At 64.4% G+C, this 22,152-nt stretch carries 21 protein-coding genes and 1 other RNA gene; 7 read left to right on the forward strand and 15 right to left on the reverse strand.

Annotated elements, in window-relative coordinates; translation table 11 throughout:
• Positions 1-60: 60 nt before the first annotated feature.
• The 6 genes from rlmD to surE all read right to left on the reverse strand — a co-directional run bounded on the left by rlmD (position 61) and on the right by surE (position 6,284).
• Positions 61-1,365, reverse strand: coding sequence for a 23S rRNA (uracil(1939)-C(5))-methyltransferase RlmD (gene rlmD, locus QCE73_RS07830; protein ID WP_404989765.1), 1,305 nt, complete (start codon positions 1,363-1,365; stop codon positions 61-63).
• 179 nt (positions 1,366-1,544) lie between these two features.
• Entirely contained in the window at positions 1,545-2,321 is a 777-nt protein-coding gene (locus QCE73_RS07835; RefSeq protein WP_309880540.1) for a 3'-5' exonuclease, read from the reverse strand.
• Between the two features lie 48 nt (positions 2,322-2,369).
• A complete protein-coding gene (gene rpoS, locus QCE73_RS07840) occupies positions 2,370-3,467 on the reverse strand; it encodes an RNA polymerase sigma factor RpoS (protein WP_035501017.1) in 1,098 nt (365 codons plus the stop codon).
• A gap of 12 nt (positions 3,468-3,479) precedes the next feature.
• The gene (locus QCE73_RS07845; RefSeq protein WP_309880541.1) at positions 3,480-4,445 is read right to left on the reverse strand and encodes a peptidoglycan DD-metalloendopeptidase family protein; all 966 of its coding nucleotides are present in this window, start codon (positions 4,443-4,445) and stop codon (positions 3,480-3,482) included.
• 4 nt (positions 4,446-4,449) lie between these two features.
• Positions 4,450-5,529, reverse strand: coding sequence for a protein-L-isoaspartate(D-aspartate) O-methyltransferase (locus tag QCE73_RS07850; protein ID WP_035501155.1), 1,080 nt, complete (start codon positions 5,527-5,529; stop codon positions 4,450-4,452).
• Entirely contained in the window at positions 5,526-6,284 is a 759-nt protein-coding gene (gene surE / locus QCE73_RS07855) for a 5'/3'-nucleotidase SurE (RefSeq protein WP_035501021.1), read from the reverse strand. The genes QCE73_RS07850 and surE overlap by 4 nt, the downstream gene beginning before the upstream one ends.
• 120 nt (positions 6,285-6,404) lie before the next feature.
• Here surE and QCE73_RS07860 point away from each other — a divergent pair, with 120 nt between their 5' ends.
• The gene (locus QCE73_RS07860; protein ID WP_309880542.1) at positions 6,405-7,379 is read left to right on the forward strand and encodes an NADPH:quinone oxidoreductase family protein; all 975 of its coding nucleotides are present in this window, start codon (positions 6,405-6,407) and stop codon (positions 7,377-7,379) included.
• Positions 7,380-7,389: 10 nt separating this feature from the next.
• Here the strand turns inward: QCE73_RS07860 and QCE73_RS07865 are convergent, their stop codons facing one another.
• From QCE73_RS07865 to ffs, 9 genes are all read right to left on the reverse strand, one after another.
• The gene (locus QCE73_RS07865) at positions 7,390-8,214 is read right to left on the reverse strand and encodes an ABC transporter permease (RefSeq protein WP_035501024.1); all 825 of its coding nucleotides are present in this window, start codon (positions 8,212-8,214) and stop codon (positions 7,390-7,392) included.
• A 12-nt stretch (positions 8,215-8,226) separates the two neighbouring features.
• A complete protein-coding gene (locus QCE73_RS07870) occupies positions 8,227-9,045 on the reverse strand; it encodes an ABC transporter ATP-binding protein (protein WP_309881941.1) in 819 nt (272 codons plus the stop codon).
• Positions 9,046-9,057: 12 nt separating this feature from the next.
• Positions 9,058-10,095, reverse strand: coding sequence for an ABC transporter substrate-binding protein (locus QCE73_RS07875; protein ID WP_309880543.1), 1,038 nt, complete (start codon positions 10,093-10,095; stop codon positions 9,058-9,060).
• 41 nt (positions 10,096-10,136) lie between these two features.
• A complete protein-coding gene (locus tag QCE73_RS07880; RefSeq protein WP_309880544.1) occupies positions 10,137-11,342 on the reverse strand; it encodes a CaiB/BaiF CoA-transferase family protein in 1,206 nt (401 codons plus the stop codon).
• A gap of 30 nt (positions 11,343-11,372) precedes the next feature.
• Positions 11,373-11,597, reverse strand: coding sequence for a DUF1653 domain-containing protein (locus QCE73_RS07885; protein ID WP_035501030.1), 225 nt, complete (start codon positions 11,595-11,597; stop codon positions 11,373-11,375).
• A gap of 28 nt (positions 11,598-11,625) precedes the next feature.
• On the reverse strand, positions 11,626-12,222 hold the full coding sequence (gene recR, locus QCE73_RS07890; RefSeq protein WP_309880546.1) for a recombination mediator RecR: 597 nt from the start codon (positions 12,220-12,222) through the stop codon (positions 11,626-11,628).
• 41 nt (positions 12,223-12,263) lie between these two features.
• Positions 12,264-12,590: a YbaB/EbfC family nucleoid-associated protein gene (locus tag QCE73_RS07895; RefSeq protein WP_014191628.1), complete on the reverse strand. Its 327-nt coding sequence runs from the start codon at positions 12,588-12,590 to the stop codon at positions 12,264-12,266.
• Between the two features lie 84 nt (positions 12,591-12,674).
• Positions 12,675-14,894 carry a DNA polymerase III subunit gamma/tau gene (locus QCE73_RS07900; RefSeq protein ID WP_309880548.1) on the reverse strand — a complete coding sequence of 740 codons (2,220 nt, stop codon included), beginning with the start codon at positions 14,892-14,894 and terminating at the stop codon, positions 12,675-12,677.
• 163 nt (positions 14,895-15,057) lie between these two features.
• An RNA gene (ffs, locus tag QCE73_RS07905) (signal recognition particle sRNA small type) lies at positions 15,058-15,156 on the reverse strand.
• A gap of 335 nt (positions 15,157-15,491) precedes the next feature.
• On the opposite strand from ffs, the gene trxA reads away from it, so the two are divergent.
• From trxA to QCE73_RS07935, 6 genes are all read left to right on the forward strand, one after another.
• The gene (gene trxA / locus QCE73_RS07910; protein ID WP_008349330.1) at positions 15,492-15,818 is read left to right on the forward strand and encodes a thioredoxin TrxA; all 327 of its coding nucleotides are present in this window, start codon (positions 15,492-15,494) and stop codon (positions 15,816-15,818) included.
• 272 nt (positions 15,819-16,090) lie between these two features.
• Positions 16,091-17,356 carry a transcription termination factor Rho gene (gene rho, locus QCE73_RS07915; protein ID WP_035501035.1) on the forward strand — a complete coding sequence of 422 codons (1,266 nt, stop codon included), beginning with the start codon at positions 16,091-16,093 and terminating at the stop codon, positions 17,354-17,356.
• A 105-nt stretch (positions 17,357-17,461) separates the two neighbouring features.
• Positions 17,462-18,289 carry a zinc-dependent peptidase gene (locus tag QCE73_RS07920; protein WP_309880550.1) on the forward strand — a complete coding sequence of 276 codons (828 nt, stop codon included), beginning with the start codon at positions 17,462-17,464 and terminating at the stop codon, positions 18,287-18,289.
• A gap of 138 nt (positions 18,290-18,427) precedes the next feature.
• Entirely contained in the window at positions 18,428-18,682 is a 255-nt protein-coding gene (locus QCE73_RS07925) for a type B 50S ribosomal protein L31 (RefSeq protein ID WP_035501039.1), read from the forward strand.
• 247 nt (positions 18,683-18,929) lie between these two features.
• Positions 18,930-20,693, forward strand: a complete 1,764-nt coding sequence (locus tag QCE73_RS07930; RefSeq protein WP_035501040.1) for a glycosyltransferase family 39 protein — start codon at positions 18,930-18,932, stop codon at positions 20,691-20,693.
• A 40-nt stretch (positions 20,694-20,733) separates the two neighbouring features.
• Positions 20,734-22,095, forward strand: coding sequence for an MATE family efflux transporter (locus QCE73_RS07935; RefSeq protein WP_309881942.1), 1,362 nt, complete (start codon positions 20,734-20,736; stop codon positions 22,093-22,095).
• Positions 22,096-22,152: the final 57 nt, after the last annotated feature.

Raw genomic sequence — 22,152 nt, forward strand, 5'->3', positions numbered from 1 at the left:
TGCCGGGGCAATAAAAAAACCGGCCTTCGGGCCGGTTTTTTTGCGTCTGCTTCATTCGAATCAATCACGCTCGAACAACGCGATCGACTCCACGTGCGACGTGTGCGGGAACATGTTCACCACGCCCGCGCCCTTCATCCGGTAACCCGCTTCGTGCACGAGCAGGCCGGCGTCGCGCGCGAGCGTCGCCGGGTTGCACGACACATAAACGATGCGCTCCGGCAACGGCCCATCGCCGGACTGGGCGATGTCCGCGAGCGCCTTCGAAACGGCGAGCGCGCCTTCGCGCGGCGGATCGATGAGAAATTTGTCGAATTGACCGAGCGCGCGCAGGTCGTCGGCGGTGACTTCGAACAGATTGCGGCACGCGAACGACGTGTGCCCATCGACGCCGTTCGCCTTCGCGTTCTCCAGCGCGCGGGTCGTCAGCGCCTCGCTGCCTTCGATTCCGACGACTTCACGCGACACGCGCGCGAGCGGCAGCGTGAAATTGCCGATGCCGCAGAACAGATCCAGCACGCGATCCGACTTTTGCGGTGCGAGCAGGCTGAGCGCACGGCTCACCAGCACGCGATTGATCTGGTGATTCACCTGCGTGAAATCGGTCGGCTTGAACGGCATGCGGATATCGAATTCCGGCAGCGTGTACGCCAGTTCGCGATCCAGCGGATAAAATTGATAGACGGTATCCGGCCCCTTCGGCTGGAGCCACCATTGAACGTCGTGTTCGTCGGCGAAGGTGCGCAGCAGCGCTTCGTCGGCTTCGGTCAGCGGCTCCAGAATGCGCAACACGAGCGCCGTCACGTCCGATCCGACCGCGAGCTCGATCTGCGGCATGCGGTCCCGGATCGACAAGCCCGCCACCAGATGACGCAGCGGCACGAGCATCGCGGAAACGTGCGGCGGCAGCACTTCGCAGCTCGTCATATCGGCGACATAGCTGCTCTTGCGCTCGTGAAAGCCGACCAGCACGCCGCCCTTCTTTTCGACGTGCCGCACGGTCAGGCGCGCGCGATAGCGATAGCCCCACGACGGCCCGTGAATCGGCCGGAACATGGTTTCCGCGCGCAGCTTCGACAGATGTTGCAGGCTGTCCTCGAGAACGCGCTGCTTCACCGCGATTTGCGCGCGCACGTCGAGATGCTGCATCGAGCAGCCGCCGCAGATGCCGAAAAACTGGCACTTCGGCTTCGCGCGGATCACGCTCTCGCGCAGCACGCTCACCACCTGCGCCTGCTCGAAGCTCGGCTTTTTGCGAAAGCTCGAATAGCTCACTCGTTCGCCCGGCAGCGCGCCTTCGACGAAGATGACCTTGCCCGGCTCGCCGTTCTCGTTGACCGTGCGGCCTACGCCGCGCGCTTCCATATCGAGCGACTCGATTTCGAGCTCGGGCGCGACGAAGTCGGGATCGGGTGTGACGAACTTCGCCGGCGCGGCGCGGCGGCGATTCTGGGTTTTGCGAGCGGCTTCAGACACCTGCGTACTTCCTGGCTAACGAATTGGCAAAGGCGAGATTGTAGACGAACGTCACGACGCCGCCGCGCCTAGTTCCCGAACGCCGCGAGATACTCGGCCCAATGCGGCGACGATTCCTGCGCGAGCGCGTTCTTCACGAAGTTGATTTCGTCGGCGTACTCGCCGGGCGTGAAGCCGCCGCGCATCATCTGAAAACGACAGTACATCAGATACGTATTGACGACATCGGTCTCGCAATAGTTGCGGATTTCGTCGATCTGTCCGTCGCAATACGCGTCCCAGACCTTGCCGCCGTCCATGCCGAGCTTGCCGGGAAAGCCGCACAGCTTCGCGAGCGCATCGAGCGGCGCGTTCGCGCGCGCCTGATACATCGCGAGCACGTCCATCAGGTCGATGTGCCGCATGTGATAGCGGCTGATGTAGTTGTTGAACTTGAATTCGCGGTCTTCCTGACCGAGATCCCAGTAACGCGGCGCGGCGATGCCGTGCACCAGCGCGCGGTAATGCAGCACGGGCAGATCGAAGCCGCCGCCGTTCCACGACACGAGTTGCGGCGTGTACTTCTCGATCACGCGATAAAACGACTGGATGAGCGCGGCCTCGCCATCGGCGGTCGTGCCGAGCGAGCGCACGCGAAAGCCGCTGTTGTCGCGAAACACGCAGGAAATCGCCGCGACGCGCTGCAGATGATGCGGCAGAAAGTCGTTGCCGACGCGCTCGCGGCGCGCCTCGAACGCATGTTCGGCCACCTCGCGGTCGGAAAGATCGTCGGGCAAATCTTCGAGACGGCGAATGCCGTCGACATCGGGGATCGTTTCGATGTCGAAAACAAGAATCGGTGTCATTGAATCCTGGAACGCGACGCCCTGCCGGTGCCGGGCGTCGTCAAAGCGTTAAAGCACGGCGTCCTTGCGAACGCCGTTGGAGGCGAAAAAGCGCTTGAGCCGCACGAGCGCCTCTTGCTGGATCTGGCGCACACGCTCGCGCGTGAGGCCCATTTCGTCGGCGAGTTCTTCGAGCGTCGCGGGCTCGATATGGTTCAGCCCGAAACGCCGCTCGATCACATGCCGGTGTTTATCGGACAGGCGCGACAGCCACAGGCGCGTCAGCGATTCGAGCTCGCGATGCTGCACTTCAGCATCCGGCGACTGACTCTGGTCGTCGGAGAGAAGATCGAGCAGGCTGCTGCCCGGATCGAGGTCGAGCGGTGCGTCGAGCGAAGCCGTGTGCTCGTTGAGCGCGAGGATATCGGTGACTTCCTCCGGCGTCTTGCCGGTGAGGTAGGCGATGTCGTCGATGCTCGCGTCGCGCCGCTCGGGTGCGACGCTGTCGTTCGAATTGGCGGAATTTTTTTCCAGATGGCGCTTCGCGCGCAGCACCTGATTGAGTTCGCGGATCACGTGCACCGGCAGCCGCACCGTGCGCGCCTGGTTCATGATCGCGCGTTCGATGCTCTGGCGGATCCACCAGGTGGCGTAGGTCGAAAACCTGAAGCCGCGCGTCGGATCGAATTTCTCGATGGCGTGCATGAGGCCGAGGTTGCCTTCCTCGATCAGATCGAGCAACGGCACGCCGCGATTCAAATATCCCTTCGCGATGCTGACGACGAGCCGCAGATTGCGCTCGATCATCACCTGCCGCGCCTCGAATTCCCCCGCCTTCGCGAGCCGCGAGTAGCGCTGCTCTTCCTCGACGGTAAGCAGCGGCTTCACGCTGATGCGGTTCAGGTAATGCTGAATGGTGTCGGCCGTGAGTTCGGCCTGCAAAAGCGAGCGGAAATCGTCCGCGTCGGGAGCGGAATCGTTTGCGCCTTCACCCGGTTCGTCGCTGCTCTTTCCCCGGCTGCCGCCTTCTTCCTCGGAGTCGACCTCGACATCGACGTTATCGATGTCGTCATCATGAGTCGAAGCACCGTCCTCCACCGACACTTGCAAAGGTCGGCTGATCGTCTCAGTCTCGGCTTGCGGCAGGCGGCGCTTCGTTTTTGGCATGATGGTTTCGCTTTATTGCGGCGGCAAATACTTCAGTGGGTCAACAGGTTTTCCCTGCCGGCGAACTTCGAAATGCAACATCACGCGGTCCGAATCGCTGTTCCCCATCTCAGCGATCTTCTGCCCTTTAGTTACCGCGTCCCCTTCTTTTACCATCAAAGCGCGGTTATGTGCGTACGCGGTGAGAAAAGTCGCGTCATGTTTGATGATAATGAGATTGCCGTAGCCGCGCAGCCCATTTCCGGAGTAAACCACTCGTCCGTCCGCCGACGCGTTGACCGGATCTCCCGCCGCACCGCCAATATTCAAACCCTTGTTCTTCGCGTCATCGAACGTGCCGAGGATCGGTCCGCGCGCAGGCCAGATGAACGCCGGCTGGCCCGTGGGCGCCGTCGCGTTCGCATCCGCGCCAGGCACAGCCGGCACGCCGGGCGCCGATGCCATGCCCGCCGCCGCACCGGCCGTTCCGGGCGCGGCGCCCATGCCCGAATTCGCACCGTAATACGGCGGCTGCGCGGTCGCGCCCGGCTGCGGCGTCGCAGAGCCGGTCGCGCCGTTGAGCGGCTGCGTCTGCACGCCTCCACCCACGATCGGCGCAGTGGCCACACCGGGCGTCGCCGCCGCGAGATTCGCACCCGGAGGCGCCACGCGCATCAGCTGGCCGACTTCGATCTGATTCGGGTTGGTCAGGTTGTTCCACGTCGCGATATCGTGATAATTCTGACCGTTTTCCAGTGCGATCCGATATAGGGTGTCGCCCGGTTTCACACGGTAATAGCCCGGCGGCGGCGGACCGTTGTCCGGCGTCTGGGCCGCCGTCGTGCCGATGGGCGCGCCCGTTCTGTCGACGACCGGCGCCATGTCCATGCGCGTCGAACACGCCGCCAGCGCGGACAACGCCAGCACACACACGCCGCGCTGCGCCGCGTTCAGGCGTTGGCCTGCACTTCCTTCTTGCAAAGCACGCAGGATACTCATCGGGTCAAATCACTCCGGATTTTAAGGGTACAAAAAAGACGCGATCGAGCTGCTCTTCCCGCCATTGCGTCGCCGACACGCGCGTGACGAGCGTCAGCACCTGCGACTGCGCGGCCTGCGATCCGACCGGCGCGACGAGCTTGCCGCCCACCGCCAGTTGATCCAGCAGAGCCTGCGGCACGTCGAGGCCCGCGCAGGCGATCACGATTGCGTCGAAGGGCGCGGCCGCGGGCAAGCCCAGGCGGCCGTCGCCGTAATGCAGCCTGATGTTCGGCACGCGCAACGGCCGAAGGTTGAGCTTCGCGCGCTCCGACAGCGGACGCACACGCTCGATCGAATAAACCTCTGTGGCGACCTGCGACAGCACCGCCGCCTGATAACCGCAACCTGTGCCGATCTCCAGCACCTTGGTCAACGCCCGCCCCGTCGCGACCAGTTCGATCATGCGCGCCACGACGGACGGCTTCGAGATGGTCTGGTGATGACCGATCGGCAGCGCGGCGTCTTCGTAAGCCTGCGCGGCGAGCCCCGGATCGACGAACATGTGGCGCGGCACCACCGACATCGCGTTGAGCACGCGCGGATCGGTCACGCCGTTCGATCGCAGGCGTTCGACCATGCGCTCGCGCACCCGTTCCGACGTGAGCGTCTGCGTGCTCGCCAGCGCGACATTGGGGGCGCCTTTTTTCGGTGCGGTGGCGGTGGCGTTCAGATCGCGCTCGGCGGGACGCGCGGCCGGGCGCAAGGCGCTCGTGCGCGGGGCGTGAGACGCATGATGCGTCGTCGCGTTCTTGCTCGCGGACGGAACCGGTTTCGCGCCAGTTGCGGGCTTCGCGCCGGAACGCGCCGGAAAAACCGAAGTGGCCGGCTTCGCGGATGCCGCCGCCGTCGCGGGATTCTTCATCGGTGCGTTCGCCGCGCGCGATGGTCCCGGCTTGGCCGGTTGCGCGGGCGTCGACGACTTGAGCGCTGAAACGGCGGCTTGCTTGCCGCGCGCATCCTGCGGACGGCTCGCGGACTTGCGCGGCTCGCGAACCAGATCCGCGAGCGCCAGCGGAAAGCGCTTGGCGCGCTCGTCGCTCATGTGCGACCGCTCCCGGCCCGCGCCCATTCGCGCGTCTCGGCCATGAGCTTCGTATGAGTGAGATCGAGTTGCAGCGGGGTGATCGAAACGAAGCCGTTCGCGACCGCGTGGAAATCGGTGCCTTCGCTCGCGTCGAGTGCATCGCCCGACGGGCCGATCCAGTAGATCGGGTTGCCGCGCGGATCGCTCTGGCGAATCACCGGCTGCGAAGGATGACGCTTGCCGAGGCGCGTCACGGTCCATGCGCCGAGCTGATCGTAAGGCAGGCTCGGGATGTTCACGTTCAGCAACGGATGGCCCGGCATCGGATGTTCGAGGAAATGCGCGACGATCTCGGCGGCGACGCGCGCCGCGTCTTCGAGATGAAGCCAGTCGCGCCCGACGAGCGAAAACGCGATGGCGGGAATGCCGAACATGAAGCCTTCGGTGGCGGCCGCGACCGTGCCCGAGTACAGCGTGTCCTCGCCGACGTTCTGCCCGTTGTTGATACCCGACACGACGAGATCCGGCTGATGCTCGAGCATGCCGGTGAGCGCGATGTGCACGGAATCGGTCGGCGTACCGTTCACGAAGTTGAAACCGTTGGGCGCCTGATGAACGCTCAAGGGCCGCGACAGCGTAAGCGAGTTGGACGAGCCGCTGCAGTTCTGCTCGGGCGCCATCACCGTCACTTCGCCGAGCGGCTGCAGGACCTCGTGCAGCACATTGATGCCGCGCGCCAGATAACCGTCGTCGTTGCTGAGTAGGATTCGCATCCGACGATTGTAACCGAGGAAAGTGGCGCGACGACGACTCGAAAGCTCGCTCCCGACGACGTCGCTGCCCTACACTGAGCCCACTTCAACGCTTGCACGAGACCCGGACAAGGAGACGCGATGCGCGCCGTACGATGCAACCAACACGGACTACCCGACACCCTTTCGATCGAAACGCTGGCCGACCTGCATCCGGAAGCGGGCGAAGTCGTCATCGACGTGAAAGCGGCGAGCGTGAACTTCCCCGACGTGCTCATCATCCAGAACAAATACCAGTTCAAGCCGCCGCTGCCGTTCACGCCCGGCGCGGAGTTCGCGGGCATCGTGCGCGAGGTGGGCGCGGGCGTCACACGCCTGTCGCCGGGCATGCGTGTGGCCGCCTATACCGCGCAAGGCGCGTTCGCCGAGCAGGCGCGTGCGAAGGAAGCGGATTGCATCGTCTTGCCCGATGACGTCGATCTCGCCGACGCCGCCGCGTTCACGCTCGCGTACGGCACGTCGTATCACGCGCTCGTCGATCGTGGGCAACTCAAGGCCGGCGACACGCTGCTCGTGCTCGGCGCGGCCGGCGGCGTCGGTATTGCGGCGATCCAGATCGGCAAGATCGTCGGCGCGCGCGTGATCGCGGCGGCATCGAGCGCGGAGAAGCTCGCGTTCTGTCGCGAGCATGGCGCGGACGATGTCATCGACTACGCGAAAGAAGACTTGCGCGAGCGCGTCAAGGCGCTGACCGGCGGCAACGGGCCGGATGTCATTTTCGATCCCGTCGGCGGCGCGTATGCGGAACCCGCGTTTCGAAGCATCGGCTGGCGCGGGCGATATCTGGTCGTCGGCTTCGCGAACGGCGAGATTCCGAAGCTGCCGCTCAATCTCGCGCTGCTGAAAGGCGCGAGCATCGTGGGCGTGTTCTGGGGCGGTCACATGCAGCGCGAACACGCGGTCGCCGATCAGGAATTCGCGACGATGGTCGACTGGATCAAGGCGGGCAAGCTGCGCCCCGTCGTCACGAAACGCTATTCGCTCGATGACACGCCACGCGCCCTCGACGACATGATGAATCGGCGCGTGACCGGCAAGATCGTGATCGAGCCGTGACGCGCGCGCGTCAGAGCTTCTCGGTTTCCCCGCTTTTCGGCTGCCACTTCATGAGCCGTCGCTCGACCAGCGCGACGAGGCCGTCGAGCACCAGCGCGAACGCGGTCAGCACGAGGATGCCCGCGAACACCGTGTTGATGTCGAAGGTGCCTTCGGCCTGGAGAATCAGATAGCCGACGCCGCGCGCCGAGCCGAGATACTCGCCCACCACCGAGCCGACGAACGCCAGCCCCACCGACGTATGCAGGCTGGAAAACACCCAGCTCGTCGCGCTCGGCAAATAGACGTAGCGCAGCAACTGCTTGCGATTCGCGCCGAGCATGCGTGCGTTGGCGAGCACGACCGGGCTCACTTCCTTCACGCCCTGATAGACGTTGAAGAACACGATGAAAAACACGAGCGTCACGCCGAGCGCGACCTTCGACCAGATGCCGAGCCCGAACCACACCGCGAAGATCGGCGCGAGAATCACGCGCGGCATCGAGTTGGCGGCCTTGATGTAGGGATCGAGGAGCGCGCTCGTCGTGGGCGCGAGCGCGAGCCACAGTCCCACGCCGAGCCCGAACACGGTGCCGATGACGAACGCCAGCACGGTTTCGATCAGCGTCACCCAAAGATGGATGTAAATCTCGCCGCCCGTGAACCACTCCCAGATGCGCACGAGCACCTTCTGCGGCTCGCCGAAGAAGAACGCGGCCTTGTTGGCGTCGTCGAAATAGAAAGGCGGCAGAAGCGTCGGGCTCGTCAGCGCGTACCACAGCACGAAGCACGCGAGCAGCAACAGCCATTGCCACACGATGAGATTCGCTCGATTCGGGCGCAGCTTGTTCCACATGATCGTATTGTCTTATTCAGCGGCGGGCTTCAGTTGCTGCTGATAGCCCTTCAACACTTCCTCGCGCAGCACGCCCCAGATCTGCGCATGCAGTTCGACGAAGCGCGGATGCGAGCGGATCTCGGCGACATCGCGCGGGCGCGGCAGATCGATCACGAATTCGCCGATCGGATGCGTGCCCGGCCCCGCCGCCAGCACGACGACGCGGTCGGACATCGAGATCGCCTCGTCGAGATCGTGCGTGATGAAGAGCACGGCCTTGCGCTTCGCGGCCCACAGGTCGAGCAGTTCGTTTTCCATCAACTGGCGCGTTTGAATGTCCAGCGCGGAGAACGGCTCGTCCATCAGGATGATGTCGGGATCGAGGATGAGCGTCTGCGCCATCGCGACGCGCTTTCTCATGCCGCCCGACAGCTGATGCGGATAGCGATCGCCGAAGCCGCCGAGACCCACGCGCTTTAACCACTCCTCGCCGCGCGCATCGGCTTCGGCCTTCGGCACGCCGCGGAACACGAGGCCGGCCGTCACGTTGTCGAGCGCCGAGCGCCAGGGCATCAGCGCATCGGCCTGGAACATGTAGCCCGCGCGCCGGTTGATGCCTTTCAGCGTTTCGCCGAACACGCTCACCGTGCCCGACGAAGGTTCGAGCAGCCCCGCCGACACGTTGAGCAGCGTGGACTTGCCGCAGCCGGTCGGCCCGACGACGGAGACGAACTCGCCCGGCGCGATCGCAAGGCTCGTGTCGCGGACCGCGGTATAGCGGTCCTTGCGACTCTCGCGCGACGAGAACGTGCAGGTGACATCCGCGAGCGCGAGCGCGGGTTTCGAAATCGACGACATCGATCAGACCTTGACGGAGGCGAGCGCCTTCTTGACGAAGTCGTTGGTCCAGGTCTTCGACAAGTCGATCGGCTTGCCCTTCACGGTTTCGTCGAAGGCTTGCAGCGTCTTGAGCGAGGTCGCGGGACCGTCGGCGGGCATCAGGCCGTCCGGCGACAGCGCTTCCCGCACGTGCTGCCACGAGTCGAGATAGAGCGCGCGATCGCCGAGCAGATAGCTTTCCGGCACGGTCGAAATCAGATCCTTGCCCGATGCCCCTTGCAGCCACTTCAGCGCGCGCACCATCGCGTTGGTGAGCGCCTGCGTCGTGTTCGGGTTCTTCGTGATGAAACTCTGCGATGCGTACAGGCAGCCTGCCGGCATGTTGCCGCCGAACACCTTCACGGTATCCGCGAGCGTGCGCGTGTCGGAGACGATGCGGATATCGCCCGCGCGATCGAGCTTGGTCATCACCGGATCGAGATTGGCGATGGCGTCGATCTGGCCGGATTGCAGCGCGGCGATCGCGCCCGCTCCCGCGCCCACGCCGATGAACGACACGTCGCTCGCCTTCAGCCCGGCTTGCGCCAACACGAAGCTCGCCATGATCGACGTCGACGAGCCCGGCGCCGTCACGCCGATCTTCTTGCCCTTCAGATCCGCGACCGACTTGTAGTTCGGCATCGTCTTCTTCGACACGGCGAGCACGATCTGCGGCGCGCGTCCCTGAAGCACGAACTCGCGGAAGTACTGATTCTTCGCCTGCAGCAGGAGCGTGTGCTCGAACGCGCCGGACACCACGTCCGCGCTGCCGCCGACCGCCGCCTGCAACGCCTTCGCGCCGCCCGCGAAATCGGCGATTTCGACGTCGAGCCCTTCGTCCTTGAAGTAGTTGCGGCGCTCCGCGATCGTGAGCGGCAGATAGTAGAAGAGATTCTTGCCGCCGACCGCGATCGATACCTTGCTCTGCTCCGGCTTCGTCTGCGCAAACGCGAGCGGCATGGCGGACCATGCCCCGGCCGCGAGCGCGGCGCCGCTCGCGATGAACGTTCTGCGTTTCATCGTGTTTCGTCTCCTTGGAATTCTTGTTGTCTGCGCGCGCGTCAAATCACTTTGGCCGCCCGCAGCCGCGCAATATCGTCGGCATCATACCCGAGCGTTTGAAGTACTTCATCCGTGTGTTCACCGAGTTGCGGACCGAGCCAGCGCGTTTCGCCCGGCGTGTCCGAAAGCTTCGGCGTGACGTTCGGCAGGGTGATGTCCTTGCCGTCCTGCCACGGAAAACGTTGCAGCATCTGGCGCGCGATGTATTGCGGATCGGTGAACATGTCGGCGACGCTGTAGATGCGCCCGGCCGGCACGTCGGCGGCGTTGAGCACGGCGAGCGCCTCGTCGATGCTGCGCGTCGCAAGCCACGCGGCGATGGCGTCGTCGATTTCCTGCGTGCGCGGCACGCGGCCATCGTTCGATGCGAGCGCGGGATCGTCCGCGAGGTCCGCGCGATCGATCGCGTTCATGAGGCGCTTGAAGATCGGATCGCTGTTGCCGCCGATCACGATGCTGCCGTCGCGGCACGGGTACGTGTTCGACGGCACGATGCCCGGCAGCGATGCGCCGGTGCGTTCGCGCACCATGCCGTACACGCCGTATTCCGGGACCACGCTTTCCATCATGTTGAAGACGGCTTCGTACAGCGCGACATCGACGACCTGCCCCTTGCCGCCGTTCACCTGCCGATGATGCAGCGCCATCAGCGCGCCGATCACGCCATGCAGCGCCGCGATCGAATCGCCGATGGAAATGCCGATGCGCGGCGGCGGCAGGTCCGGGTAGCCGGTGATGTGCCGCAAGCCGCCCATCGATTCGGCGATCGCGCCGAAGCCCGGCCGGTCGCGGTACGGCCCGGTCTGGCCGTAACCGGACAGCCGCACCATCACGAGACCGGGATTCTCGGCGGACAGCACTTCATAGCCGAGCCCGAGCTTTTCGAGCAGACCGGGCCGGAAGTTCTCGACGACGATATCGGCTTCTTTAGCAAGCCGGCGCACGATCTCCTTGCCTTCCTCGGCCTTGAGATTCACCGTCACCGATTTCTTGTTGCGCGCCTGCACCGCCCACCACAGCGACGTGCCGCCCACCTCGGGATAGAGCTTGCGCCACTTGCGCAGCGGATCGCCGCCGTTCGGGTCTTCGACCTTGATGACATCGGCGCCGAATTCGCCCATGAAGCGCGCGGCGAACGGGCCGGCGATGAGCGTGCCGAGTTCCAGCACCTTGACGCCGGCGAGTGGTCCCGTCGTTGCGTTCATGGTTGCGTCTCCTTTTTTTGCTGGCTTTTTTTACAGCGGAATATCGAGCGGCTTGAAGCGCGGCGTGCCGTCGGCGAGCGTCTCGTTGAACATTTGCGCGGGACGCACCCACAAGCCGCGTTCGTGCGGCCACAGATGTTCGTAGACGATCATCGCTTCCTCGGTTTCCGAGTGCCGCGCGACGCCGATCACGCGATAAAGACCGCCCTTGTAGTGACGGTGGGTCGCGAGCGCGAGAGCTTCGGTTTCTGTCATCGGTATGGTGTCCTGCTGATGGTCGCGTTCAGACCGAGCGGCGATCGAGCATCGCGCGCGCGATCGTGCCCGCATCGACATATTCGAGCTCGCCGCCGACGGGCACGCCGCGCGCGAGCCGCGTCACCTTCAGCCCTTTCGACTTGAGCGTCTGCGCGAGATAGTGCGCGGTCGCCTCGCCTTCGTTCGTGAAGTTGGTGGCGAGCACCACTTCCTGCACCACGCCGTCGAGGGCGCGACCGATCAGGCGTTCGAAGTGAATTTCCTTCGGCCCGATGCCGTCGAGCGGACTCAAGCGCCCCATCAGCACGAAATAGAGCCCGCGATACGTGAGCGTCTGCTCGAGCATGATCTGATCGGCAGGCGTTTCGACGACGCACAGCAAGGCCGGGTCGCGTTCCTCGTCGCTGCAGACTTCGCAGATGTCGGCTTCGGTGAAGGTGTTGCACTTCTCGCAGTGCTTCAGATGCTCGGTCGCGAACAGGAGCGACGCGCCGAGCTTTTCGGCGCCCGCGCGGTCGTGCTGCATCAGGTGATACGCCATGCGCTGTGCCGACTTCGGTCCGACGCCGGGCAGAGCGCGCAGCGCCTCGACCAGCGCCGACAGGGCGGAAGGTTGTTTCATGTGTCCTCATGACGCGCCGGATTCGCTTCGGCGCGTGCGGTTTAGAACGGCAGCTTGAAACCCGGCGGCATCGGCATGCCGGCGGTCATGCCGCTCATCTTCTCTTGCGTGGTGGCCTCGGCCTTGCGCACGGCGTCGTTGAACGCGGCAGCGACGAGGTCTTCCAGCATGTCCTTGTCGTCGGCGAGCAGGCTCGGATCGATGGACACGCGCTTGACGTCGTTCTTGCAGGTCATCGTGACCTTCACGAGACCGGCGCCGGACTGGCCCTCGACCTCGATCAGCGCGAGCTGATCCTGCATCTTCTTCATGTTTTCCTGCATCTGCTGAGCCTGTTTCATCAGCCCGGCGAGTTGGTTCTTCATCATGGTTCGGCTCCTTACTGGAAAACGTGTGGCGAAAGCACGCGCGATACGCGCGCTCGGAATTCAGTGGCTAAGCGCGGCGTCGATTCACGACGGGTTCGCGCCCGATGCGGAGATCGGCTTGATCGAACCCTGCACGATGCTCGCGCCGAAATCGCGGATCAGCGATTGCACGAACGGATCCTGTTTGATCTCCTGCTCGGCTTCCTGCTGGCGTCGCGCGCGGTCGGCGGCATCGAGCGCGGCGGCGGTGCGGCGCACGGGCGCGACGCTCACGCTGACTTCGATCGCGCGGCCGAGCTTTTCGGCGAGCGCGGCCTTGAGCTTGGTGACGTGCGAGACATCGGTATACATCTGCACCGCGACCGCGAGCGTGACGGAATTCGCGTCGCAGGCGGTCAGTTCGCTGTTGAACGCCAACTGATACGCGACGCCCTTCAGCGGCAGATCGACGGCGAGCGCGGGCCATTCGACCGACACGCCGAGCGCATCGAGCGGCACGGCGGGCGGCAGCGGCGTCATGTCGACGACGGGCGCGGGCTTCGCGACGGGCTCGGCGTTAAAGCGCATGTCGTCGGGACCGCTATCGAAGGCGGGCACGAAGCCGTCGTCGGGCGGCATGAAGTATTCGTCGTCCGATCCTGCCGGCGGATAGTCGTCGGGCGGCATGTCCTCCCACGGCGGCACGACGCCGGACTTTGCGGCGGCGGGTTTGGGCTCGGCCGCCACGGGCGCCGACGGTGCTGCCGGCGCGCGACGAGGCGTGGGCACCGGAACTGGCGCAGCCGGTTTCGCGACGGGTTTGGGCGCTGCCGCGGCCGGTGCGCTGCGTGCGCCCCGATCGGATGAAAGACGCATGCCGGCGCTGCGCAGCACGTCGAGCGCAGCACTCGCGCCGCTTGCGCCGCGCGACGTCGCGGGCTCGGATGCGCGCGCAGCTTGAGGCGCGGCTTCTTCCACGGTTTGCCGCGCTGCGCTCGGCATCGGCGCAGGCTTCGCAGGAACGACGGGCTCGCTCGTTTCGATGGGCGGCGCGGGCTTCGCGCTTTCGATCGCGGGCGTCTCTTTCGCCTTGACGACGACGGCTTCCACGGGCGGCGGCGACGCTTTCGCGACAGGCGCAGGCGCGATCGCCCGTTCGGCCATTGCGCCCGCGAGCGCCGCCGTGCGCGCGGTCTTGGCGCCAGCCGGCGCGCTGTTAGCCACACCTCCGCCCGGACCGCCCGCCGGTTCGAAGGCGAGCATACGCAGCAGCGTCATCGTGAAGCCGGCGTATTCGTCGGGCGCGAGACCGAGTTCGCCGCGGCCGACCGTCGCAATCTGGTAGAAAAGCTGAACCTGCTCGGCGGAAAGCGTCTCGGCGAAGCGGCGGATATCCGTGGCTTCCGGCCACTCATCCAGCACCGACGAAGGCGCGAACTGCCCCCAAGCGATGCGATGCAAAAGACTCGCGAGATCCTGCAGCGCCGTCGAGAAGGACAGGCTGCGCAGCGCCATTTCGTCGGCGATCGCGAGCACGCCGGGGCCGTCGCTTTCGGCGAGCGCATCGATGAGACGGATCAGATAACTTTGATCGAGCGCGCCGAGCATGCCGCGCACGGCTTCCTCGGTGACCTGGTTCGCCGAATAGGCGATGGCCTGATCGGTCAGCGACAGCGCATCGCGCATGCTGCCGTCCGCCGCGCGCGACAGAAGACGCAGCGCCTGCGACTCGAACGGAATGCTCTCCTGCTGAAGAATGTTCTCCAGATGCGACACGATATGTCCCGCCGGCATCTGCTTCAGATTGAACTGGAGACAGCGCGAGAGCACGGTGACCGGGATCTTCTGCGGATCGGTCGTCGCGAGAATGAACTTCACATGCGGCGGCGGCTCTTCCAGCGTCTTCAACATCGCGTTGAAGGCGTGGTTCGTGAGCATGTGCACTTCGTCGATCATATAGACCTTGAAGCGCGCATCGACGGGTGCGTACACCGCGCGTTCGAGCAGCGCTGCCATTTCGTCGACGCCGCGATTGCTCGCCGCATCCATCTCGACGTAATCGACGAAGCGGCCTTCGTCGATTTCCCGGCACGCGCGGCACACGCCGCACGGCTTCGAGGTCACGCCGGTTTCACAATTGAGCGCCTTCGCGAAGATGCGCGAAAGCGTCGTCTTGCCGACGCCGCGCGTGCCCGTGAAGAGATAGGCGTGATGCAGGCGGCCGCCGTCGAGCGCGTGCGCGAGCGCACGGACGACGTGCTCCTGGCCGACGAGCGACTCGAACGATTTCGGCCGCCATTTGCGTGCGAGAACTTGATAGGTCATGCGCGAAATTGTATCAGCAACGACCTTGCGCAAACGCCGCTCCGAAAGGCTGCCGAGCCACCCGGACGAGCGGTGCGGACGCGCGAAAACATGCCCCGCGACAGCGCGCAGTACAGAGAACGAATGAGGGAAAACGAGAGAGGAACGACAGAAGAAAGCGGAAGGTGACGAGCCCGACCCTCGGCACTGGTGGAAAACGGCTGTGGCTGCTTCGTTCCCGACCTGACCAGGTTGACCGCGCCACCATGCGAGGAGGCCCGTCACGACGAATCATACCACGGGGCCGGCCGCGCCCGGAAGGCGCTCGATGAAATGCGCGGACCTTTGCCGCGCCCTCTTGCGCTTCGTGTTTTCGGCCTCAGATGCGCCCTATCGGTACCCGGCAACGGATAGCAAAGTAGGCTAAGATGACATTTGAATAACCCGGATGTGGTGCATCTTGCCCTTCCTCGGATCATTCGCCGCCGTTTGCGAGCCGTTCTGGCGCACGGCGTGCGGGCCGAATCCTGGCCGTTGGCGACGAAAGTTTTTTTCAGTTTTGGTGTATCGTGGCGAGCATTCAAACGCGGGCCTCGAAACAATTGAGGTATTCAGACAATGAGCGAATCAATCAAGCACATCAGCGACGCTTCTTTCGAACAGGATGTCGTCAAGTCGGATAAACCTGTCCTGCTCGACTTTTGGGCGGAGTGGTGTGGTCCGTGCAAAATGATTGCCCCGATCCTCGACGAAGTCGCGAAGGATTATGGCGATCGCCTGCAAATCGCGAAGATCAACGTGGACGAGCATCAGTCGACGCCGGTGAAGTTCGGCGTGCGCGGCATCCCCACGCTGATTCTCTTCAAGAACGGCGCGGTCGCCGCGCAGAAGGTCGGCGCGCTGTCCAAGTCGCAACTGACCGCGTTCCTCGACAGCAACCTGTAACGGCATCACCGGCGGGCGTCGGCATCCACTGACGCCCGCCTCTGCATTCGCAGCGCCGCATCGGCACCACCGAGAAGCGCAAACGTAATGCAGCCGATGTTGTCACGCGACAACATCGGCCGAAAAGCCCCGCCCAAAGCCAACCCGAGGCTCGCGCGGCGTGTGCTATGCTAGAATCACAAGAGTTCAAGAAGTATTAAGTCTCGAGCGGTTCCGCTCACCTCTTCTCCCAAATCTTTCTGTCGCACCTCTCTCCCCGGCGGGAAATCCGTATGCATTTATCCGAGCTCAAGTCTCAGCACGTGTCTGCACTGATCGAGATGGCCAATGGCCTCGAGATCGAAAATGCGAACCGCCTGCGCAAGCAGGAACTCATGTTCGCCATTCTTAAAAAGCGCGCCAAGGCTGGCGACACGATTTTCGGCGACGGCACGCTCGAAGTGCTGCCCGATGGCTTCGGCTTTCTGCGCTCGCCCGAGACTTCGTATCTCGCGAGCACGGACGACATTTACATCAGCCCGTCGCAAATTCGCCGCTTCAATCTGCACACCGGCGACACGATCGAAGGCGAAGTGCGTACGCCGAAAGACGGCGAGCGTTATTTCGCGCTCGTGAAGGTGGACAAAGTCAACGGGCAGCCGCCCGAGGCCTCGAAACACAAGATCATGTTCGAGAACCTCACGCCGCTGCACCCGAACAAGCCGCTGCCGCTCGAACGCGAAATGCGCGGCGAAGAAAACGTCACCGGCCGGATCATCGACATGATCTCGCCGATCGGCAAGGGCCAGCGCGGTCTGCTCGTCGCGTCGCCGAAGTCGGGCAAGACCGTGATGCTTCAGCACATCGCGCATGCGGTGAAAGCGAATCATCCGGACGTCATCCTGTTCGTGCTGCTCATCGACGAGCGGCCGGAAGAAGTGACGGAAATGCAGCGTTCCGTGCGCGGCGAAGTCATCGCCTCGACCTTCGACGAACCCGCCGCGCGTCACGTGCAGGTGGCCGAAATGGTCATCGAGAAGGCGAAGCGTCTCGTCGAAATGAAGCATGACGTCGTCATTCTTCTCGACTCCATCACGCGTCTCGCACGCGCCTACAACACCGTCGTGCCGGCATCGGGCAAGGTGCTGACGGGCGGTGTCGACGCCAACGCGCTGCAGCGTCCGAAGCGCTTCTTCGGCGCGGCTCGCAACATCGAGGAAGGCGGTTCGCTCACGATCATCGGCACGGCGCTCATCGAAACGGGCAGCCGCATGGACGACGTGATCTACGAAGAGTTCAAGGGCACCGGCAACATGGAAGTGCACCTCGAGCGCCGTCTCGCGGAAAAGCGCGTGTATCCGTCGATCAACCTGAACAAGTCGGGCACGCGCCGCGAAGAACTGCTCATCAAGCCGGACCTGTTGCAGAAGGTCTGGGTGCTGCGCAAGTTCATCCACGACATGGACGAAGTCGAAGCCATGGAATTCCTGCTCGACAAGATCCGTCAGACGAAGAACAACGCCGAGTTCTTCGACATGATGCGTCGCGGCGGAGGCTGATTCCGCTTCGCTGCTTCACGACAGAAAACCGCCTGCTTCGTCAGGCGGTTTTTTATTGGCGCTCTGCGTACAATTCGCAACTGTTCCAGTCCTCCCGTTCGACGCATGGCCAACCTCTTCTCCCGCTGGTTCGGCGCGCAACGCCGCGAACGCGCGCTGCGCAAATACGCGATCGACGACGCGCTGTGGCAGCGCACCCTCGACACGTACCCGTGCTTCGGCCATTTGAATGCGGACGACCTCGGACGTCTGCGCGAAACCGCGAGCCTTTTCATCGCGCAAAAGGAATTCTCGACCGCGCACGATCTCGAACTGACGGATCAAATGGTCGTCTCGATCGCCGCGCAAGCCTGTCTGCCGGTGCTCAATCTCGACCTCGACCTGTATCGCGGCTGGGTCGGCGTGATCGTCTATCCGGGCGAGTTCATCATCAGGAAGACCGTCGAAGACGAAGACGGCGTCGTGCACGAAATTGAGCACGATGCGAGCGGTGAAGCGTGGGAAGGCGGTCCCGTCGTGCTCTCGTGGGAAGACGCGCAGATGGCCGACGGCTCGGACGCGTACAACGTCGTGATCCACGAGTTCGCGCACAAGATCGACATGGTGACGGGCGAAGCCGATGGCCATCCCCCGCTCTTTCGCCGCTGGCACGCACCGCTCGACACGACCGCCTGGGCCGATATCTTCGACAACGCGTACGACCAGTTTTGCGCGCGCGTGGACGCGGTGCCGGAGCGGCGCTGGAGCCGCTTCGAGCGCGACTCGCTGATCGATCCGTATGCGGCGGACCATCCGTCGGAGTTTTTCGCGGTGTGCAGCGAGGCGCTTTTCGTGACGCCGCAGGCGTTCGAAGCCGGCTATCCCGAGCTTTACCGGCTGCTCGCGCGCTATTACCGGCAGGACCCGGCGGGCGTCGGCGCGCTCGGCGCATGAGTTCCGCCGCGACCTCCGGAAAAGATGTCAAGCGCCTGATTTTCTGGCATAATCGCCGTTTTTCGACCCCAGGCAAGTGACTCGATCGGCACTCAGCAAGTGCAACGGGTTGGCTACCGCCAGATACCAGGAAAGACCATGAAAGAAGGCATTCACCCGAATTATCGCGAAGTCCTGTTCGTCGACATGTCGAACGACTTCCGCTTCGTGACCCGTTCGACCATCCAGACGCGCGAAACCGCCGAATTCAACGGCAAGACGTACCCGCTCGCGAAGATCGAAGTGTCGTCGGAATCGCACCCGTTCTACACCGGTCAGCAAAAGATCATGGACACGGCGGGCCGCGTCGAGAAGTTCAACAACAAGTTCGCACGCTTCTCCACCAAGAAGTAAGTCGGGCTTCGGGCCGGTTTGGCCGGTCAGCAAAAAGGGCAGCTTTGGCTGCCCTTTTTTGTCGCCGGTCGCTTTCAGTCGTCCGTGCACCGCCTTTGCTGCATTTGGTAAGCGTTGTTGCGCCCGGTTACGGCGTGCATCGATGAACCGCCCTTAACGCCGCCGCGCGACTACAATGCCGGTTTGCTCCAGCACCAGACTCGCTTTGCGCGAGATCAGCGGACCGTTTTCCATCAAGCCATCTCGCATGCGATCTGTCGTTCGTCTGACCGCCTCCGCCACCAGCGCATTGCCGCGCTGGCTGCTGCTCGCCATCTGTATTACCTACGCGTCGTTCGGCCTCTTCGGCCGCGATCCGTGGAAGAACGAGGATGCGGCAGGCTTCGGCGTCATGTGGACGATGGCCAACGGCGACGCGCGCGACTGGCTGCTGCCGAACCTTGTCGGCAAGGCGCCCACCGCCGACGGCCCGCTGATGTACTGGCTCGGCGCATCGGCCATTCGGCTGCTGAGCCCCTGGGTCGATGCGAGCAACGCCTCGCGCATCGTCACGGGTCTGCTCTTTTGTCTGGCGTGCGCGTTCGTGTGGTATTCGGCCTATCTGCTCGGCCGGCGCGACGAGGCCCAGCCCTTCAAATACGCTTTCGGCGGCGAACCGGAGCCCCGCGACTACGGCCGCACGCTCGCGGACGGCGCGCTCCTCATCCTGCTCGCGTGCTTCGGGCTCGCCGAGCGCGGTCACGAAACCACGCCGCAACTCGCGCAGTTCGCCGGCACCGCGATGCTCCTCTACGGGCTCGTGCGCAGCCTCGACAAGCCGATCCACGGCGGCCTCGTCTGGGGCGTGGCGATCGGCGTGGTCGGACTGTCGAGTTCGCCGGTGCTCGTGTTCGCGCTCCTGCTCTGCACGCTCGCGATGACGATCATCGTGAAGCAGGTGCGGGCCGCGCCGCTCCTGATCTTCGGCCTGCCGGTCGCCATCGTGCTGATCGCCGCGTGGGTGCTGCCAACGCTGCACTATTTCCCCGATGACGGCGAATGGTGGCTGCGCCAATGGTGGCGCAACAGCTTTTCCTTCTTCTCCGGCACGCCCGGCGCGATCTTCGGCTACGCGATCAAGAACCTGCCGCTCTTCACGTGGCCCGCGTGGCCGCTCGCGATCTGGGCGTTCGTCAGCTGGGGCGGGATGCGCCGCTCGCCGCACGTCGGCGTGCCGTTGTCGATCATCGGGCCGCTGCTCGTGCTGGTCGTCCTGCAGGCGCACGAGACCAACCGGCTCTTCATGCTGCTCCTGCCGCCGCTTTCGGTGCTCGCGACCTTCGCGCTGCCCACCTTGAAGCGCGGCGCGATCAACGCGATCGACTGGTTCGCGATGCTGAGCTTCACCATCATCGGCTCTCTGGTGTGGCTCGTGTGGACCGCGGGCATGTTCGGTTTCCCCGCGTCGATGGCCCGCAATCTCGCGCGTCTCGCGCCGGGCTTTCATCCCGAGTTCAAGCTGATTTCCTTCGCGTGCGCGGTCGCCGTGACGGTGTGCTGGTTCCTGCTCGCGCGCTGGCGGCTCGCGCGTCATCCGAAAGTGCTCTGGCGCAGCGTCGTGCTGTCGAGCGCGGGCACCACGCTCATGTGGGTGCTGCTCATGACGCTGTGGCTGCCGGTGGTGAACTACAGCCGGACGTATCGCGACGTGGCCGAGCAGATCGCCGATCATCTGCCGCCCGACTACACCTGCATCTCGCCCGTGCGCCTGGGCGACGCGCAGATCGCCACCTTCGCCTATTTCGGCGGCATGCACTTCGCGTTCGACGAGGACTGCGACGTGATCCTGCGCCAGGACCCGGCGGATTACGGCGAGCCGTCGTCGATGTCCGCGTTCCAGTGGAAGCTCGTATGGGAAGGCCGCCGCGTCGCCGACCGCGACGAGCGTTTCCGCCTCTACGTGCGCATCGAGCGCCCCACGCCGCCAGCGAAAAAGCCGCTGCGTCCGAAGAGCCTGCGCCGGGCGCAGTAACGCGATGCGCGCGATGTCGACCTCCACCAGCACGACCGGCATGCTGCGCGACGTGCGCAAGATCGCCGCGCTCGCATGGCCGGTGCTGATCGGCCAGCTCGCGGTGATCGCGTTCGGCGTGATCGACACCGCGATGGTCGGCCGCTTCTCCGCGACGGATCTGGCCGCGCTCGGCCTCGGCGGCTCGGTCTATATCTCGGTGTATATCGGCCTGACGGGGATTCTCGTCGCGTTGCAGCCGATCGCCGGGCAACTTTTCGGCGCGGGCCGCGAAAGCGAGATCGGCGAGGAAACGCGTCAGGCGTTCTGGCTCGCCGCCGTGCTCGCCGTGATCGGCTTCGTGCTGCTGTTCCATCCCGAGCCGCTGCTGTCGCTCGCGAAGACGCCACCCGCGCTGCACGACCGCACCGTCGACTATCTGCGCATTCTCTCGTTCGGCCTGCCCGCGAGCCTCGCGTTTCGCGTCTACAGTTCGCTCACCAACGCGGTCGGCAAGCCGCGCCTCGTGATGTTCCTGCAAGTCGGCGGACTCTTGCTCAAGTTTCCGCTCAACACCTGGTTCATCTTCGGCGGCTTCGGCATGCCGGCGCTCGGCGGCCCGGGCTGCGCGCTCGCGAGCACGCTCATCAACTGGGTGCTCGCGATCGTCGGCATGACGGTGCTCGTGAAGTTCGAATTCTTCCGCCCGTTCGGCATCTTCTCGCACTTCTGCTGGCCGGTCTGGCGGCGTCAGCTCGCGCTCCTGCGTCTCGGCATTCCGATGGGCCTCTCGTATCTCATCGAAGTCACGTCGTACACGTTCATGGCGCTCTTCATCTCGCGCTTCGGCACCACGACGCTCGCCGGCCATCAGATCGCCGGCAATCTCGGCGCGGTGCTCTACATGACGCCGCTGTCGATCGGCATCGCGTCGTCGACGCTCGTGTCGCAGGCGCTCGGCGCCGGACGCTACGACGACGCCCGCTCGATCTCGCGTCACGGCATCGGCATGGCGTGCGTGCTCGCGCTCGCGTACGGCGTGATCCTGGTCGCGGCGCGTCCGCACGTGATCGCGGCCTATACGCCGGATGCGAACGTCATCGCGGCCGCGATGCCGCTCGTGCTGATCATCTTCTTCTATCACCTCTGCGACGCCCTGCAGATCACCACCGCGTTCATCCTGCGCGCGTACAAGGTGACGCTCGTGCCGACCGTGATCTACGCCATCGCGCTGTGGGGCATCGGGCTCGGCGGCGGCTATCTGCTCGGCTTCGACGTGGGCGGCGGCGTGCCCGAGTGGCTGCAAGGCGCGCGCGGCTTCTGGATCGCGAATTCGGCGAGTCTGGGCGTCGCGGGCGTCGGCCTGTTTCTCTACTGGCGGCGCGTGAGCGCGCGCCATCTGAACAACGTCGATCCGACCTGAGCCGCTCGCATCAGATTCGATGATTTGTGTAGAAAAACATCGGCGGCTCGCATCGTC

The sequence above is a fragment of the Caballeronia sp. LZ029 genome (assembly GCF_031451275.1).
In the GTDB taxonomy this organism is placed as follows: Bacteria; Pseudomonadota; Gammaproteobacteria; order Burkholderiales; family Burkholderiaceae; genus Caballeronia; species Caballeronia jiangsuensis.

Coding starts and splice junctions, on each gene's coding strand:
- rho (WP_035501035.1), top strand. CDS start 16,091: ATGCATTTATCCGAGCTCAAGTCTCAGCACGTGTCTGCACTGATCGAG.
- rlmD (WP_404989765.1), bottom strand. CDS start 1,365: ATGGAAGCGCGCGGCGTAGGCCGCACGGTCAACGAGAACGGCGAGCCG.
- QCE73_RS07835 (WP_309880540.1), bottom strand. CDS start 2,321: ATGACACCGATTCTTGTTTTCGACATCGAAACGATCCCCGATGTCGAC.
- QCE73_RS07860 (WP_309880542.1), top strand. CDS start 6,405: ATGCGCGCCGTACGATGCAACCAACACGGACTACCCGACACCCTTTCG.
- QCE73_RS07880 (WP_309880544.1), bottom strand. CDS start 11,342: ATGAACGCAACGACGGGACCACTCGCCGGCGTCAAGGTGCTGGAACTC.
- recR (WP_309880546.1), bottom strand. CDS start 12,222: ATGAAACAACCTTCCGCCCTGTCGGCGCTGGTCGAGGCGCTGCGCGCT.
- QCE73_RS07930 (WP_035501040.1), top strand. CDS start 18,930: ATGCGATCTGTCGTTCGTCTGACCGCCTCCGCCACCAGCGCATTGCCG.
- QCE73_RS07850 (WP_035501155.1), bottom strand. CDS start 5,529: ATGAGCGACGAGCGCGCCAAGCGCTTTCCGCTGGCGCTCGCGGATCTG.
- QCE73_RS07845 (WP_309880541.1), bottom strand. CDS start 4,445: ATGAGTATCCTGCGTGCTTTGCAAGAAGGAAGTGCAGGCCAACGCCTG.
- QCE73_RS07925 (WP_035501039.1), top strand. CDS start 18,428: ATGAAAGAAGGCATTCACCCGAATTATCGCGAAGTCCTGTTCGTCGAC.
- QCE73_RS07875 (WP_309880543.1), bottom strand. CDS start 10,095: ATGAAACGCAGAACGTTCATCGCGAGCGGCGCCGCGCTCGCGGCCGGG.
- rpoS (WP_035501017.1), bottom strand. CDS start 3,467: ATGCCAAAAACGAAGCGCCGCCTGCCGCAAGCCGAGACTGAGACGATC.
- surE (WP_035501021.1), bottom strand. CDS start 6,284: ATGCGAATCCTACTCAGCAACGACGACGGTTATCTGGCGCGCGGCATC.
- QCE73_RS07900 (WP_309880548.1), bottom strand. CDS start 14,894: ATGACCTATCAAGTTCTCGCACGCAAATGGCGGCCGAAATCGTTCGAG.
- QCE73_RS07920 (WP_309880550.1), top strand. CDS start 17,462: ATGGCCAACCTCTTCTCCCGCTGGTTCGGCGCGCAACGCCGCGAACGC.
- QCE73_RS07895 (WP_014191628.1), bottom strand. CDS start 12,590: ATGATGAAGAACCAACTCGCCGGGCTGATGAAACAGGCTCAGCAGATG.
- QCE73_RS07885 (WP_035501030.1), bottom strand. CDS start 11,597: ATGACAGAAACCGAAGCTCTCGCGCTCGCGACCCACCGTCACTACAAG.
- trxA (WP_008349330.1), top strand. CDS start 15,492: ATGAGCGAATCAATCAAGCACATCAGCGACGCTTCTTTCGAACAGGAT.
- QCE73_RS07935 (WP_309881942.1), top strand. CDS start 20,734: ATGCTGCGCGACGTGCGCAAGATCGCCGCGCTCGCATGGCCGGTGCTG.
- QCE73_RS07865 (WP_035501024.1), bottom strand. CDS start 8,214: ATGTGGAACAAGCTGCGCCCGAATCGAGCGAATCTCATCGTGTGGCAA.